Origin of the sequence: Lysinibacillus sp. NPDC097162, assembly GCF_044762185.1 — a bacterium.
GTDB lineage: Bacteria > Bacillota > Bacilli > Bacillales_A > Planococcaceae > Lysinibacillus.
The window spans coordinates 772,763-788,205 of record NZ_JBIWDT010000001.1 but is presented as its reverse complement, the minus strand read 5'-3'; the positions used below and the strand labels follow the sequence as shown (position 1 = coordinate 788,205).

Below are 15,443 nucleotides of genomic sequence, written 5' to 3'. Positions count from 1 at the left end.
CCAAGTTTATTTTTTATAAAAATTTCAAATTGTTATACTATATAAAATAATTTCATTTTCTTTCGAAAAGCGAAATAGCAACAAAAGGAAAGGAGAACAGCCCAACAAAAGTTATGCCATTCCCCCTAGTATCTATTAAATTATAAACTATGCATGACGAATTAGATAGCCTGAAGTATTTTTCCTTTTATGGTTGTCGGAAGAATAAGGTCACCCCTTAAAAATTGGTGCAGGGAAAACGTAAGTGGCTCACTATTCTCCCCTATTCCCACAATGACTTCTAATTGATTTGGTGAGTATAGCACTGTGTGCAATGTACCAAAGTATTCTTTATATTGCTTAAAAAATAGTGGTGAATCTCCATCATTAAAATATTGAAAAGCAGACATAGCAGTCGTACATGCGTTTGCAACAAAATGATTTATATAGCGCTTGCGTTGTATTGAATTATCAATAGATGCTTTATTTTTATCTTTCAATTCTTGTGATTCAAAATGATTAGTACACATAAATGAGTGTTGTTCAAAAACAATTTGCTCCGTTGGTGTAGCCTCTACCACGACCACTTTTCCACTTCGATCAATCATCGAGTAGTTGTAGCAATAACGATGTGGGATTTTTTTTAATTGTAAAATGGCTTCTTCAATATTTTTACAATTATCCAGTAATATTCGAACAATTGTTGACGCAAGAAAGCCATCTCCTTCCCATTCATTATTAACGAAATGAAGTCCTACAACTAATCCTTTTTCATTCATTCCATCTAGCCTACCAATGATTTGCTGGCTAAATCCAACACTTGCATACCCTTCTGACGGATTAGAAAAAACAAATCTTGCATCATATAAAGTAGGGCTAAAATCGTAATTTCTCACATAATGCCCATTATGCACAAACGACGTACATCCCATATCTGGAAATGTCATATTATAACCACTATACATTTTTATAACGGATTCATATGACTGTTCTAAACCAGAAGCTAACCCTTTTATCTCTTGTAAAAGATTCGGCGAAATATTCTGTAATGCCTCTTGAGCCTTTTGAGCATTACAAGTAGCTGATAAGGCAAGAAACAGTTCATCTTGTATTAAATGAGCTGATGATTGTATTTCCTTACTTTGTTGAAAACCCACGTCATAAGCATCTCCCATTATCGAAACTACGCTTACTACTAAATCTTCGTATTTTTCCATTTCCATACCTCCTATACTCCAATCGGATGATAATATTATCGTATTCCTTCAAGTAACTGGAAGGTCAAGAGGCACTATAAAAAATGCTAAAAAAAGAAGTCATCTTCCATATAGGAAGACGACTTTCAAAGTGACCAAATCATTAATTATAAGGTAAAGATAAATTATTTAAATATTGCCCTTAATTCTCTATTTGCAATTATTTAAACAACCTATACCTATCATCTAAAGTTTTTCTTTTTCTTTAGATCTGAATGTTTTACAACATGTATCTGATGATTGACTTGCCGCCTCTTTGGACATATGCATTTCAAAATCAGAAGCAAACTCTGCATCATGTTTCTTATCGATACGTTTATCCATATCGATTGCTATCTTTTCAGCACCACAAAAATTACCTTTGGCATGGAAAACACAATTTGATACAGCACAGCTTACTTGAACATTCGGCATAACTATCCACCCCTTGTGATTGGTCTAGAAAAATATAGATAAGTCTAATCCATACTCTTCATTAAGTATTTTGTCCAATCCAAGCGTTTTTACAAGCAAAGCATGAAAATAACTTTATTATTTATTTAAAATGGCTATCATTAATTTTTACTGGAAGACCGAGTTTTATCTTGAGGCTGTAAAAATTTTGGGCGTTTATTATATCCACTTGGAGCTGCACGTATTAAAGATTTTTTGATATCAGACCAATTCAAATCTGCACCAAGACTTACGTACGGTACACCTAGCACGCGTATATTCGCAACATAAATAAGAATAAAGAATAGGGACAAAAAGAAACCAAATAAGCCAAAAAAAGAAGCCATTAAGACGACAAATAGACGGAAAATACTCATGGCCGTTACAAACGATTGATTTACAAGTGTATATGCCGCAATACTTGAAATAGCAATTACTACTATCATTGAAGGACTCGTTATGCCTGCCTTAATCGCCGCATCTCCGACAATTAAACCTCCCACAACACTCATGGTTCCGCTCAAAAGAGATGGTAAGCGGAGACTTGCCTCTCGAAATAATTCAAACATAAATAACATGAGCAATATTTCCAGTAAGGTAGGAAAAGGCAAGCCCGTTCTTGATTGTACAACTGTTGCTAAAAGTAGAATTGGCATTTGTTCTTGATGATAGGTCGATAAGGCAAGCCAAAAACCTGGTGCAAGCATACTTATTAATATGCCTACGATTCGTAGCAGTCGTTCTATAGAACCTACAATAGCTGGATAATCATTGTCTTCACCTGATTTAAAGAGTAAAAAGATATTAGGTGGTGTAATGATGACATAGGACACTCCATCAACTAAAATAAGAATGCGTCCTCTACTTAACGTTTGTACTGCAAAATCTGGGCGACCTGTATAATCATGTAGGGGAAGAATTTTAGATGTTTTGCCCACCCCATCCATCAATATATCGCCATTAATCACGACATCTGTATCAACTTTACGTAATTGCGTTTTCACTTCATCCACCATCGTTTTATTGGCAATATCTTCCATATAAAGAACGGCTACAGTTGTTTTAGAACGCCTACCAATTTCCATTGTTTCTACACTCAATGAATTAGTTGGTAGTCGCTTGCGAATTAGAGCAATATTAATAAAGACATCTTCTATAAAATCATCTCTCGGTCCTTTAATTACCAGTTCATTTTTTGTTTCTTCAGGATTTCGATTCGGCTTATTTGAAATTTTACTTGAGAATAAAATTTTCTCCTTTTCAAAGTACAGCAAAGCATATCCTGTATATACACGTGTAGTAGCCACTTCTAAATTCGTTATTTTTTGAAGATTTGGAATGTGTAATTCATTTATTATTTGCTCTGCTAATAATGGTGTTGAAACATTTTCGCACAAAGATTGGACTCGATTTATAATCACCTTATTCAATAATAACTGATCGAACATTGATTCACATGTAATAAAATGAACATTATGCTGTTGAAAGGTATAAGATTGAAATATTACGTCAGCAGAGCGTTGAAATAGTTCTTTCAACGTTTTCAATTCGATATTTTGATTCATTGATTGAATATTCCTCATCTCCTACTGAACTCGATTCAAATAAATTATTGTACTAAAATACACATACAATATTTTTCCCAATGTCCAGCAAATTATGCAGTTATCCTTTTCACCTATACATTATGTCATTGAAATTTAGCCAATCATTTTCTGTAAATTCGCCATTTCAATAGCTGATATTGCTGCGTCATAACCTTTATTACCAGATTTTGTCCCAGCGCGTTCAATTGCCTGCTCAATATTTTCAGTTGTGACAACACCAAAAATAACTGGTATGTTAGTTGTAAGAGAAACGTTAGCTATGCCTTTTGCTGATTCGTTACAAACATAATCATAATGTGTTGTAGAGCCACGAATAACTGTGCCAAGACCAATAATGGCATCATATTTTTTTGTTTCCGCTAGCTGTTTTGCAATAAATGGAATTTCAAATGCACCTGGTACCCACGCAACATCAATTAAATCCTCGTCTACACCATGACGTTTTAGCCCATCCATTGCACCGCTTAATAATTTACTAGTAATAAATTCATTAAATCGACCAACTACTACCGCTATTTTTAAATCATTGCCAATTAATTGTGCTTCAAATGTTTTTCCCATAAATTGATTCTCCTCTTTTACACTGTAAGTGAATTTTTTCCTTGTATTTGTTGACGACGATAGGCTGCTAATGCATCAATCGAAATCATTTTTAATTTGTGTTTTTCCGCATATTTGACTAAGTCATCAAAGCGAAGCATTTCACCATCATCCCCCATGATTTCACAAATAACACCAGCTTGTATGCTTCGGCAAAGCCTTGCTAAATCGATAGTTGCCTCCGTATGCCCTCTACGTTCTAAAACACCATTTTCCTTTGCTATAAGGGGAAATACATGCCCAGGTCTACGAAAATCAGTTGCTTGCGCTTGTGACTCTAGCATTTTTCGAATTGTCAACGCACGTTCAAAGGCGCTAATGCCTGTTTTTGTATCTTTGTAATCAATACTTACGGTAAATGCCGTTTGGTAATGATCTGTATTATTTACGACCATTGGATGCAACGCTAATTGTTGTGCAAGCTGCTGTGAAATCGGCGTACAAATAAGCCCTCTTCCATATGTGGCCATAAAGTTTATCGTTTCTGGTGACATGAACTCTGCAAGGGCAAGTAAATCCCCTTCATTTTCACGATCTTCATCATCCACGACAACAATCATTTTGCCTTGTTTTAAATCTGCAATTGCTTCTTCAATTGAATGTAGCAAATTGCCACCTCCTAATAAACTTTAATTTACTGTACGTTCTTTACTTTCAAAGACAGGTTAAAACCCATGCTTCGCTAAGTAATCTTTTGTAATGGTCGGTGATTGCTGACCACGCTGTAGCTGGTGCATAATGTATTTACCAACTAAATCGGTCTCAATATTGACTGGTGATCCAACATTTTTTGTCCCTAATACGGTTTCCTTGTATGTGTGGGGAATAAGCGATACGGTGACGCTGTTTTTTGCCACATGGAAGAGCGTTAAACTCGTTCCATCAATTGTGATTGAACCTTTAGGAATACAATAGCAAGTTAACTCCTCTGAAAGTTCTATATCGATGTATACTGCATTGGCCATTGGACGTTTGCGTAATATTTTTCCCACTCCATCAACATGCCCTGAAACAAAATGACCACCAAAACGTCCATTCGCAGGCATTGCACGCTCTAAATTTACTGCATTACCAACCGTGAGTTGCTGCAAATTTGTCGCTTTCACTGTTTCAGGCATTACATCCATTGTCAGTTCCTGCTCATTATAATGTGTTACTGTCAAACACACGCCATTGACAGCTATACTATCTCCTAGCTGCACGTCCGATACTATCTTTGGCGAAATAACAGTTATTTTCATACTTTGTCTATCGTTTTGCAAGGTTTTTACTGTACCAACATCCTCAATAATACCTGTAAACATTTTTCCACCTACTTTCTACTTTTTAAATTTTGACCTGTAATTGCTTAAACGAGACAAACAAAAAACCCCATATAAAAATGGGGTTTGGGAGTTCTAATTCATAAGACGTCACTAAATAAACCTAATGGAAATAAATTTTCCAAAGGCTACCATCTCATCGTTCTTCTCCCATCCAGACTATAACTGTCGGTTTTGGATTTGCACCAAATCAGCTTGCGCTCACGGACTTTGAATTGCTTCATCACCGCCGATTGGGAATTTCACCCTACCCCGAAGAACAGATACCTATTAAATTTTTAACTAAATAAAAAAACTCCCCAACGAAGGCGATGGGAAGTAGTTTTGAATATAAGCGTAGCCAAATAGACCTTTTAAAGTCATATGAATTTAAAAAGCTTACACATATACCCTTCTCCCATCCAGACTGTAACTGTCGGTTTTGGATTTGCACCAAATCAGCTTGCGCTCACGGACTTTGAATTACTTCATCACCGCCGATTGGGAATTTCACCCTACCCTGAAGGATATGTTTATTTAGTTACTTCATACGATAACATTATTTTAATACATTATCCACTTAAAATTTTTTAATGGCTATTTTGTGCAGTTTAATTGCCTTGGCACAATCCACATGTGCAAATTAAAGCAACCAGCTAATAATTGAGCGTATGAATAAGGAGCAAGGGACTTTGGGGATAATTTAAAATAGTAACGTTTGCATGGACTTTTGAAGGGTTCATAAATAAATAAATAAATACGCTCTTTTAGTAGAAAGATGTACAGTAACCTTCATCTTAACTAAAAGAGCGTATTCTTTTTAATTTCCTATTTTTTGGTATTTTCCTAAAGTATCGTTTGTTAAATGTAATTAGAACGCTTCGGCGAGTACTTCTTTCAGAAACATCCCCGTATAGGAATCCGATACTTTTGCCACTTGCTCTGGCGTTCCTTCAGCTACAAGCTTACCACCTGCGGCTCCTCCTTCAGGTCCAATATCGATAACCCAGTCAGATTCACGGATTAATTCCAGACTATGTTCGACGACGATAACGGTATTTCCGGCACAGACAAGTCTATTTAATAAAGCATGTAACAATTTAATATCAGATGGATGAAGACCTGTCGTAGGTTCGTCCAATAAATAAAGCGTGTGGTTTTTGGATGCTTTACTTAATTCGTTTGCCAGCCTAATACGCTGTCCTTCACCGCCAGATAAAGTTTTGACCGATTGACCCCATTGAAGATAGCCCAACCCAACCTCACATAGCATTTCAATCATGCGAGAAATCTTTGTTTCCGATTTCAAAATTGGTAAGCTCTCCTCCACAGACATATTTAGCAAATCTGAAATGGAGTATCCTTCATATTTAACTTGCAACACTTCGTCAGTAAATCTTTTCCCTTTGCAGTTTGTACATGTCACTTCTATATCTGCTAGGAAATCCATATCTACTGATAATACCCCTAAACCTTGGCATGTTTCACATCGTCCACCCGCAGAGTTAAATGAGAAATGCTTTGAAGTTAATTCTCTTTCTTTTGCTTCTGGCAATCCTGCAAACAATTTGCGGAGGTGAGTAAAGACATCCGTATAAGTAGCGACATTAGAACGCTGTACTCTTCCCATTGGCGATTGGTCAAAGATAACGATATTTTCGATATGCTCTAACCCACTAATTTCCTTACATCCTATTTGGGCAAGGTTTTTCGATTTTCCTTGTGCAAGAATGTCAAAAACAAGCGTAGATTTCCCCGAACCTGAAACGCCTGTTACTGACACAAGACACCCCAATGGAATAGAAGCAGTAGGGATGTCGACATTTCGAAGTTTTGCTTGTTGAATCTTGATATGCTGTCCATTTCCCTCCCTACGAACTCGAACAGGAGAAGGGGAGCATTCTTCTACCAAATAAGCTCCAGTCACTGATTGCTCATTTGACATTAAATCATCCAGACTGCCTTCACCTACAACAGTACCACCATGTATTCCCGCACCAGGACCGATATCAATAATATGATCTGCCGCTCGCATCATCTCAACATCATGCTCGATAACTAGTACAGTATTACCTAAATCACGTAATTCCTGAAGCACTCGAATGAGACCTGCTGTATCCTTTGCATGAAGACCGGTTGTCGGTTCATCCAAAATATACAGAACGCCAGTTAAAGCTGAACCTAATATGGTAGCAAGTCGTAGACGTTGTGTTTCCCCACCAGACAATGATACCGTCTGACGGTTCAATGAAAGGTAACCAAGTCCAACATCGATAAGCCGCTGAAGTGTTGTTAACATATCCTCGATAATAGGCACCAATAAATGATGACTTGCTTCAGGTAACGCCGTCTGCAAGCTATTCGTCCATTTGAATACATCTTCAAGCGACCACTCAGATACGTCCGAAATTGTTGCATCCGCTACCTTAACTTGACGAACTTCTTTCTTTAAGCGTGCACCAAGGCAATCTGGGCAAAGTTGTTCATGAAAGAAACTTCCTTCTTTTTCTTTAGCCCCTGATTCTCCCTCTTTCTCCTTATATCGTCTCCATAAGCTCGGTATGACTCCTTCAAACTTTGTTCCTGAGACCGGTTTACTATTTGGATAGTGACGTTTAAATTCCTCGCTCTCGACGCCATAATATAATAAATCTCGCTGAACATCATCGTAATCTTTTAATGGTAGATCAAGATCAAATTCAAATCCATAATGCTTTCCTGCTGCCACTAAAATACGCATTTGAATGTCACGATGGACCCCCTTTAGTGAAGCTACGCCACCGTCGCGTAAGCTGAGCTCAGGATTAAACACCATCGCCTCATTAATACTCGCCACATGACCAAGGCCACTACAAGTTTCACAAGCACCTTCTGGCTTGTTAAAAGAAAAATGTAGCATGCCTAATTTCGCTTGCTGTTCATGGCAATTAGGACAACTAATTATTTGATTGTCTATTTCTTCATCTTCTTCTACGAACGCTTCTGTTGGTTCAAAAGAAGCAGGAATACTCATATTACATGAAGTACAAACTTGTTCCCCAAGTCTGGCAAAGATAAATCGGATATACTTATAAATTTCTGTTACTGTTCCTACCGTTGAACGTGGATTTCGATTTGTCACATGCTGCCCGACGCTAATTGACGGTGACAGCCCACGAATAAACTCAACCTTTGGCTTGCTAATCGCATTAGCCATCATTCCCATAGAATCTAAATACTGTCTCTGGCATTCCCGCTGAAGTGTATCCATAGCTAACGTTGATTTCCCTGAGCCAGAAGGTCCAGTCAGTACTACTAGCTTATATTTAGGTATGGAAAGCGACACTTTCTTCAAATTATTTTCCCAAGCACCTTTAATAAAAATGGTCTCTTTCATCATTATCCTCCTGAACATAGTACGACTTACTAGTATCATCATTAGCTTAAATTCTTACGATATTTTATTTAATTTTCCTTGTTGTCTTTTTCAGCTGTAACAATCACTCGAGAGTTACCCATCATGAAAACGAAAATGGCTGCAATAACAATAGGAATGAGTGCAAGAAGAAACACATGTGTCACAGAGTTAGACATAGCATTCACAATAATATCAAGAATGTTTGCAGGGATATTTTCGCGTACACTAGGTTCAAAAATTTCTCTCATATCGCCAACATCAAACATTGCAGAATTTGATCCTTGCCCCATATTTTTGAAACCTTCTGTTAGCTTACTAGTAAATACATTGTTTTGAATTGTGCCAAAGATTGTAATGCCCATCGTCATACCTAGCGTACGAAGAAACGAATTTGTTGAATTTGCAGTACCGCGATAACGAGCATCTAAATTATGCTGTGAAGCTGTCGGTAATAATGAGAAAGAGAAGCCCATGCCAAAGCCTACGAGAATCATATACAGCGTAAGAAGTATTCGAGCCGTATCTGGCGTAAGTGTGCTTAGTAAAAACATACCTGCAAAATAAGATATTACTGAAATAACCATTAAGTTTCGATAGCTTATTTTCGTTAAGAAAATACCGCCAAAAGCACTTCCTGCAACAGACCCCAACATCATTGGCATCAAAATTAGTCCTGCATTCGTAGCGGAAGCACCATATACAGCTTGCACATAAATTGGTATATATACTGTTAAAATAATAAAAGTACCACCATATAAGAACGCTAACATTTGCGAAGAGGCAAATAATCGACGTTTAAATAAGAAGAAAGGAAGTATTGGTTCTTCTGCTTTCAGCTCTACAAAAAAGAACACGATAAAGAACACAGCGAAACTGATAAATAATGAAATTATCGGCGCAGAACTCCAATCGAACTGTTTACCACCTAGCTCCAATGCGAACATAAGACTAATAACAGCGAATACAAGTGTAGCCGCTCCCCACCAATCGATTTTCTGTTTAGTAAGAACAGGGGATTCTTTATAATTTTTTATAATAAGCATTAATGAAACGATACCGATTGGCAAGTTAATATAAAAAACCCATTCCCAACCAAAATGATCTGTAATATAAGCGCCTAAAAGTGGACCTACAACACTTGCGATACCGAATACAGCGCCAAGTAGCCCTACCATTTTCCCTCGTTTTTCTGGTGGAAAGATGTCAAATACAATTGTAAATGCGATTGGCATTAGCGCACCTGCACCAATCCCTTGAATCGCGCGGAAAATGCTAAGTTGCTCAATTGTATGAGCGAAACCGCAAAGAGCCGAACCAAGTAAAAAAACACCTAAACCAAAAATAAAAAATCTTTTTCTTCCATACATATCGGATAACTTACCGAAAATAGGCATACCAGCCATTGTTGTTACCATATAAGCAGAAGTAACCCAAACAAATTTGTCCATGCCTCCAAGTTGCGATACGATTGTTCCCATTGCAGTCGCAACAATTGTATTGTCAATTGCTGACATAAAAATGGCAAGAAGTAAACCTGCCACTACTAATTTTGTATTACTATTACTTTTCGATGCTTCCATTTAGAAACCCCTTTACAAATTATTAATACCTTCGCTAGAATGAACACGTAAACAATTACACACTCATCAAATATCTTGACCATCTAATATCTCGACCATCAAGATATTAATAGTCTAAAAGGAGGCTTATCTTTTGTCAAGCAATCAAGAAAATCAAATGACTGATCCACGTGAACATTTCACTTCACTTATGCGCGGGCTAGGAACTCGTACAATATTACACCAGCAAAATGTGGCCGCATCTCTTGGGCTATACAATAATGATTTTATTTCTTTGGATATTTTGCGTGAAACTGGTCCAATTACTGCCGGAGAGCTTTCAAAAAAAACGGGCCTTGCTACAGGTAGCATTACGGCATTAGTTGATCGCCTTGAAAAAATCGGTTATGTGCGTAGAGAAAATGACCCTAATGATCGTCGCAGGGTCATTATAGTCCCTGAATATGAATCGAAAGAAGAAATTCGTCATACGTATGAGTCACTTCACCAAGCCATGCTTCAACTAGCTTCATCCTACAAGCAAGAAGAGCTTGCTCTCATTTCACAGTTTTTACAAAACGCAAGTACAGTACTAGAAGAGCAAATACAACTTCTCAGTTCTTCTACACAAAGCAAATCTTCAACAAAAACGATTCGTTAAAACTAAAACAGGACGATATGCCGATTGTGAAATAATTGTGGTTATCGTCCTGTTTTCTTTACTAAACCCTCCTTCGGCAACCTCACTCCTTTTAAAAGGAACAGTGGAAGAACAATTCCATGTTATTAGTATTCGCATTATGATGAATGTATAATGTACGCCATCCCTATAACACGGTCACATTTTTTGTATAGCTTGTCACTTCCCTCCCAGTTTCATGACAGACATTCAATGTAATTTTATCTGAATGTTTTTACATATTCAGTGGAATGACTAAAAATGATACGTGCAAGTCAATATAACTAAATATTCAACGGATGCCACCGTCAAACCATCATAGACGGCATGTTCCTTTATCTTAAAAGGGAAACCTTAAATGGTTAAGAGCGTTACTTCCTACGTGACTACTTTTGACCAGCCTTGACATAGAAAAATAGGAATGTTAATGTGAGTCATTGTTCAACGCAGCTTCAGTACAACGGACACTTCACTTGCTACGAACATAGTCAAATTCCCCTCATTGGAGGTTTTTTATTGTTTACTACTATTTCTCATAAAAAACGGATTTTATTCTATATCCTATTAGCGTTGTGCTTTGTGGCTTCCGTTTTATTTGTTTCTCACAATGAATCCTTTTATGAGCGGCCAATTGCGGAAGTGATAAAAACAGAGTTGGAAGATTCAACACCTATATCAGATATGTATAGTAATGATGATCAATTATTTACGCAGCAAATAACTGCATTAGTGAAAAATGGAGAAGCCAAAGGTCAACTTATTCATTTAACAAATGAGTATTCTTCCTCTGGCGCTTTTGATCACGAATACAAGGTCGGAAACAAACTTTTTGTTTCTATAAAGGCAGACAAAGCTCAAAAAGGGCAATTAACAGGTTCGATTTTAGACGTAAAGCGCGATCAATACGTATTAATCGTTGCGTGGATTTTTATTTTCGCCTTATTAATTGTTGGCAAAAGACAGGGGCTATTTTCAATAATCAGTTTGATTGTTAATGCACTTATATTATCATTTGCATTGGATTTATATGTAAAGCACGCTAACGTCAGCTTGTTATTCGTTAGCGGTGTATGTGTTCTGCTATTTACCGGTGTTTCATTGATACTCATAAATGGATTAAATGAAAAAACCTATGCGGCAATGCTGGCAACACTTTTAGGAACGTTCATTTCATTACTTATTAGCTTTTTCGTATTGTGGATTACATCTGAAAATGGCCTTCGATACGAGGAAATGCAATTTCTAACGCGTCCTTATCGCATGGTTTTTATGGCTGGTTTATTTATCGGGGCATTAGGGGCTGTAATGGATGTTTCAATTACTATGGCTTCTTCCATGTTTGCTTTGTATGAACAAGATCCATCCATTTCTGACAAAGCTTTAAAAGTTTCAGGGCTTGATATTGGGAAAGATGTGATGGGCACAATTACGAGTATTTTGTTTTTTGTGTATATATGCGGTTCCATCCCTATGCTTATTTTATATTTAAAAAATTCGTCTACGCTAGGGCTAACACTTTCCATGAATCTTTCATTAGAATTAGCTCGTGCTCTAGCCGGTGGTATTGGCGTTGTCTTAACAATCCCTATCAGTCTTTATACTTCTATTTTTTTCATTAAACGAAAGAGGGTAAATTGATATGAATGTATTAGTGTGGCTAGCAGCTATTTTATTTATATTAATGATCGTTATTGGTGGAAAAAAAGGGGTACGCTCTTTTCTTTCTCTATTTTTAAATTTTGGGGTGCTCTTTGTAACGATTTTTTTAATGACTAATCCTAAAAACAGCCCCATCGTTTTAACATTTATTGCCTGCACAATCATTAGTTGGATTAGCCTATTTTATATTAATGAAAAGAATAGCAAAACAATCACCGCATTTATTTCGACGATGATTACCATTGTTATACTTCTCTTTTTTATTGTGGTTGTCACAGAGAAGTCTATGATTCAAGGGTTTGGAGAAGAATCTACAGAGGAAATTAGTATCTTTTCACTTTATATTGGTGTTAACTTTGTTCAAATTGGCGCTTCTGTAATTATTATGAGTACAATTGGAGCCATTTTAGACGTCGCCATTTCCATCGCTTCGTCCATGCATGAAATTTTTCACCACAACCCTCTTATTAGCAGAAAAAAATTGTTCACATCAGGCTTAAGCATTGGGAAAGATATTTTAGGAACGGATACAAATACGCTATTTTTCGCTTTTTTCGGTGGTTATTTAGGACTTTTAATATGGTTTAAAGATTTAAACTACTCGATTGGCGAAATCATCAACTCTAAAGTGTTCAGCACTGAGCTCATCACAATTTTTTGTGCGGGAATCGGCATAGCTGCCATTATCCCCATCGCATCTTCTGTTAATGCCTATTATTTAGTCAAAACTCGAGAAAAAGTACGTGCACAAGAAAGTGCCAGTCACTCAAAGTGACTGGCACTTTTTTTTCTAAAATTTTCATGTCGTTGTTTTATGATACTAAGAGCAAACTAACTAATGCTTTTGGATTATTGGACTCGTAGTTTCCTCCTCCTTGTATATTAATCTTTATGATATTTCTTTTCTGAAATCCAATAGTGCGAAATCGTTACGGTTAAAGAAATCCATATGAAAGTAATTAACATATTGCCGTATAAATGCGAATCGACTGAACCCGTTATTAATACCATCATTGCATGTTGACTCATTCCTGCAGGATTTAATAAATCAATTATTGGATGTACGCCACTAATTATTTTAAAAATAAACAAGCAAACGATACTAATTAAAGCGATAACGCCCTGTCCATTAAAAATAGTGCTCACCATCGAAGTAAAAGAAATCATAAAAAGAACCCATAATTGATAAAAAACAATGGCTAGTATCATATCAAGAAATGAAATATTATTAAACAAAAAATTTACATAAACGTAAGATACAACATATCCAAATGTCACACTAATAGCTACAACTGAGAAATTAGAAAAAAGCTTTCCACCGATGTATGAACCTACTTTTACAGGTCTTGTTAGAATAAAATCAAGCATTCCATTTGCTTTATCTGACTGAATGATGCCCATCATAGAAATGACAACAATCATAATGCCCAACTGATCGAATTGCGAACCAAGAGTTGCGGCCATTACCTGCGCTCCATCCTGCTGAATCATTAAAGGGTCAATCGTAATGCCTTGATTTCCTCCAAGCGAGGCTAAAATTGATGGTAAATAGTATGTAACAACCGGTTGCGTTGCGCCTAAAAACATAAAAGCAAGAGGTAACCAAATAACTTTAAAGTCACGAAACATTTGTACATATTCTTTTTTAGTTAAAATATAAAAAGGCGTCATACACTCACCACCATTTTTAAAAAGATTTCTTCTAACGTCTCACTGCTTCCAACTTCAAATCGAACAATATCAATCTTGTTTTCCAGCGCATCACGGAGTAACATATCTTTATTTTTCTGAACATTTTCAAGGGTAACTTTCATTCTTTTTCCGATTACTTCTACATTTTTCACATATGGAAGCTTTTCAACTAATTGCACCCAAAGCATGTTTTCAGATGCTATTTCAAGATGAACAACCGATTCATTATTGTGCGTTAATAATTTATCTAATGTCGTATCTTCGATTTTCTTTCCTTGTTTCATGATAACAAATCGTTCACAGATTTCTTCTGCATCACCTAAAATGTGAGTTGATAATAAAATAGTCGTTTCATGTTTAATTTCTTGAATTAAATTTAAAACCTCTCTCCTACCTATTGGATCTAATGCCGAAACAGGCTCATCCATGACAATAAAAGATGGCTTATGTAAAAGCGTTTGGGCAATGCCTAATCTCTGCTTCATTCCCCCAGAAAATGTTTGGACTTTCTCATTTTGTTCGTTAAATAATCCAACTTTTTTTAATATTGCTGGTACTTCCTCAATAAGTTTTTCTTTTGCTATACCTGATAACTGTCCCATAAAGAAGAGTGTTTCTTTGGCTGTCATCCAATGGAAAAAGTCAGGGTATTGTGGAAGATAACCTATTTCTTTTTTCATATTTGAAATTTTTTTCCCATTTAGAAGTACTTCGCCTTTATCTGCATATAAGATGTCTGCAATGATTTTAATTAACGTAGACTTTCCAGCGCCGTTTGGCCCTATGAGTCCCACACACTGACCAGTTTCAACTTCCATAGTAAAGTTATTGACTGCTGTCTTTGTTTTAAAGTTTTTTGTGACATCTTTAATTTCTAACTTCATAAGCTTTTTCTCCTTTTCGTCCAATAGTGAAATATAAAATGGGTCCAATGGTATTAAAAAATAAGATAACTATTGCCCATAAAAGAACATTTGCCCTTGTCTTACGGTGCCGATACAAATCAAACAGTGCAATTAGAATAAGAATGAGTCCAACCACCATAAACGGTAATGCAATCTGTAGTACTGCCAACCAATCGATATCCTTCAATTCATTTAACCCATAGTGAAGTTTCATTAAAAATTCTCCTTTTCATTTATATTATCATTACTGATAATGATAACAATAACACACATTTTTTGGAATTGCATCTTTTTATTGCTTTCATTTTATGTTACCATTCATTATTATCTATAATGATAATATTATCAAAACGAATAATTTATTTACCCTAACACAT

Annotated in this window: 14 protein-coding genes and 2 riboswitches; of the genes, 3 read left to right on the top strand and 11 right to left on the bottom strand. The window is 36.3% G+C overall.

Annotation, left to right across the window (positions count from 1 at the left end; translation table 11 throughout):
- Positions 1-161 precede the first annotated feature (161 nt).
- The 8 genes from ACIQXW_RS03790 to ACIQXW_RS03755 all read right to left on the bottom strand — a co-directional run bounded on the left by ACIQXW_RS03790 (position 162) and on the right by ACIQXW_RS03755 (position 10,152).
- Positions 162-1,196 (bottom strand): C45 family autoproteolytic acyltransferase/hydrolase, encoded by a 1,035-nt coding sequence (locus ACIQXW_RS03790; protein ID WP_402759978.1) that lies wholly within the window; start codon positions 1,194-1,196, stop codon positions 162-164.
- 225 nt (positions 1,197-1,421) lie between these two features.
- Positions 1,422-1,649 (bottom strand): DUF1540 domain-containing protein, encoded by a 228-nt coding sequence (locus ACIQXW_RS03785; protein ID WP_340825119.1) that lies wholly within the window; start codon positions 1,647-1,649, stop codon positions 1,422-1,424.
- Positions 1,650-1,789: 140 nt separating this feature from the next.
- Positions 1,790-3,232, bottom strand: coding sequence for a spore germination protein (locus ACIQXW_RS03780; protein WP_401018664.1), 1,443 nt, complete (start codon positions 3,230-3,232; stop codon positions 1,790-1,792).
- A 135-nt stretch (positions 3,233-3,367) separates the two neighbouring features.
- Positions 3,368-3,835, bottom strand: a complete 468-nt coding sequence (gene ribH, locus ACIQXW_RS03775; protein WP_340825121.1) for a 6,7-dimethyl-8-ribityllumazine synthase — start codon at positions 3,833-3,835, stop codon at positions 3,368-3,370.
- A 17-nt stretch (positions 3,836-3,852) separates the two neighbouring features.
- Positions 3,853-4,482, bottom strand: coding sequence for a 3,4-dihydroxy-2-butanone-4-phosphate synthase (ribB, locus tag ACIQXW_RS03770; protein WP_483869802.1), 630 nt, complete (start codon positions 4,480-4,482; stop codon positions 3,853-3,855).
- A gap of 57 nt (positions 4,483-4,539) precedes the next feature.
- The gene (gene ribE, locus ACIQXW_RS03765; RefSeq protein ID WP_402759976.1) at positions 4,540-5,178 is read right to left on the bottom strand and encodes a riboflavin synthase; all 639 of its coding nucleotides are present in this window, start codon (positions 5,176-5,178) and stop codon (positions 4,540-4,542) included.
- A 156-nt stretch (positions 5,179-5,334) separates the two neighbouring features.
- Positions 5,335-5,460, bottom strand: a riboswitch (FMN riboswitch).
- A 121-nt stretch (positions 5,461-5,581) separates the two neighbouring features.
- Positions 5,582-5,707, bottom strand: a riboswitch (FMN riboswitch).
- A gap of 339 nt (positions 5,708-6,046) precedes the next feature.
- Positions 6,047-8,551, bottom strand: a complete 2,505-nt coding sequence (gene uvrA, locus ACIQXW_RS03760; RefSeq protein WP_402759973.1) for an excinuclease ABC subunit UvrA — start codon at positions 8,549-8,551, stop codon at positions 6,047-6,049.
- Between the two features lie 68 nt (positions 8,552-8,619).
- On the bottom strand, positions 8,620-10,152 hold the full coding sequence (locus tag ACIQXW_RS03755) for an MDR family MFS transporter (RefSeq protein WP_402759972.1): 1,533 nt from the start codon (positions 10,150-10,152) through the stop codon (positions 8,620-8,622).
- Positions 10,153-10,309: 157 nt separating this feature from the next.
- Here ACIQXW_RS03755 and ACIQXW_RS03750 point away from each other — a divergent pair, with 157 nt between their 5' ends.
- From ACIQXW_RS03750 to ACIQXW_RS03740, 3 genes are all read left to right on the top strand, one after another.
- Positions 10,310-10,792 (top strand): MarR family winged helix-turn-helix transcriptional regulator, encoded by a 483-nt coding sequence (locus tag ACIQXW_RS03750; RefSeq protein WP_340826494.1) that lies wholly within the window; start codon positions 10,310-10,312, stop codon positions 10,790-10,792.
- A gap of 534 nt (positions 10,793-11,326) precedes the next feature.
- Complete coding sequence (locus ACIQXW_RS03745) at positions 11,327-12,448, top strand: YibE/F family protein (RefSeq protein WP_402759970.1); 1,122 nt, start codon at positions 11,327-11,329, stop codon at positions 12,446-12,448.
- 1 nt (position 12,449) lies between these two features.
- Positions 12,450-13,244 (top strand): YibE/F family protein, encoded by a 795-nt coding sequence (locus ACIQXW_RS03740; RefSeq protein WP_402759969.1) that lies wholly within the window; start codon positions 12,450-12,452, stop codon positions 13,242-13,244.
- Positions 13,245-13,351: 107 nt separating this feature from the next.
- Here ACIQXW_RS03740 and ACIQXW_RS03735 read toward each other — a convergent pair whose 3' ends face one another.
- Genes ACIQXW_RS03735 through ACIQXW_RS03725 form a run of 3 tightly spaced genes read right to left on the bottom strand, consistent with a single transcriptional unit; the run spans position 13,352 to position 15,280 of the window.
- Positions 13,352-14,140 carry an ABC transporter permease gene (locus tag ACIQXW_RS03735; RefSeq protein ID WP_402759967.1) on the bottom strand — a complete coding sequence of 263 codons (789 nt, stop codon included), beginning with the start codon at positions 14,138-14,140 and terminating at the stop codon, positions 13,352-13,354.
- Positions 14,137-15,045 carry an ABC transporter ATP-binding protein gene (locus ACIQXW_RS03730; RefSeq protein ID WP_401018673.1) on the bottom strand — a complete coding sequence of 303 codons (909 nt, stop codon included), beginning with the start codon at positions 15,043-15,045 and terminating at the stop codon, positions 14,137-14,139. Before ACIQXW_RS03730 ends, ACIQXW_RS03735 begins: the two co-directional genes overlap by 4 nt.
- Positions 15,029-15,280 (bottom strand): PLD nuclease N-terminal domain-containing protein, encoded by a 252-nt coding sequence (locus ACIQXW_RS03725; protein ID WP_402759965.1) that lies wholly within the window; start codon positions 15,278-15,280, stop codon positions 15,029-15,031. Before ACIQXW_RS03725 ends, ACIQXW_RS03730 begins: the two co-directional genes overlap by 17 nt.
- Between the last annotated feature and the right edge of the window lie 163 nt (positions 15,281-15,443).